Origin of the sequence: Methylobacterium sp. WL64 (assembly GCF_008039945.1) — a bacterium.
Taxonomy (GTDB): Bacteria; Pseudomonadota; Alphaproteobacteria; order Rhizobiales; family Beijerinckiaceae; genus Methylobacterium.
Genome location: NZ_VRVA01000298.1, coordinates 1 through 863 on the forward strand (window position 1 = coordinate 1; position 863 = coordinate 863).

Below are 863 nucleotides of genomic sequence, written 5' to 3' on the forward strand. Positions count from 1 at the left end.
AGAACGCCTAACAGAACGGCACCGAGCTTGGTTTTCAGCGTTGGTTTGGCATGGCCAGACTGCTTCTCCCCGATGATCTCTGGGATGAGATCGCGCCGCTCCTCCCGCCGCCTCGGCCGCGTCCGAAGGGCGGGCGTCGTCCAATTGAGAACCGGGCCGCACTCACGGGCATCCTGTTCGTGCTGCGCTCGGGGCTGCCGTGGGAAATGCTGCCGGCCGAGATGGGCTGCGGCTCCGGCATGAGTTGTTGGCGGCGACTGCGGGATTGGCAGGCGGCGGGCGTTTGGAGCCGTCTGCATGACTTGTTGCTGGAGCGCCTGCACGCAGCAGGGGAGATCGACTGGAGCCGGGCTTGCCTGGACAGCGCGTCTGTCCCGGCCAAAAAGGGGGGCCTGCCACCGGCCCGAACCCGACGGATCGGGGCAAGCCGGGCACGAAGCGCCATCTCGTCACCGACGCGCGCGGCACGCCGCTCGGCTTCTGCCTGAGCGGTGCCAACCGGCACGACACCGTCATGATGGCGGCCACCCTCGATGCCATCCCGTCTGTGCGGAGCGGTCGGCGCGGACGACCGCGACGTCGTCCAGACAAGCTGCACGCTGACAAGGCTTACGATGCCAGACCCCGCCGCCAGGAGTGCCGGGTGCGGGGGATCGTGCCGCGCATCGCACGTAGGGGCATCGAGAGCAGCGAGAAACTCGGTCGTCATCGTTGGGTCGTGGAGCGCACCCACGCTTGGTTCAACCGATTCCGTCGATTGCCCATCCGCTACGAGCGACGCGCAGACATCTACGAGGCCTTCACGAGCCTCGCCGCCAGCCTCATCACTCTCAACCAGATCAGACGGTTCTGTTAGGCGCTCT

Annotated in this window: 1 protein-coding gene; it reads left to right on the forward strand. The window is 66.9% G+C overall.

Features of this window, described 5'->3' with window-relative positions:
* Positions 1-50 precede the first annotated feature (50 nt).
* A protein-coding gene (locus FV242_RS33985; protein ID WP_147942043.1) for an IS5 family transposase occupies positions 51-856 on the forward strand; the annotation gives its coding sequence in 2 pieces (ribosomal slippage) (positions 51-387 and positions 387-856; 807 coding nt in all).
* Positions 857-863 lie beyond the last annotated feature (7 nt).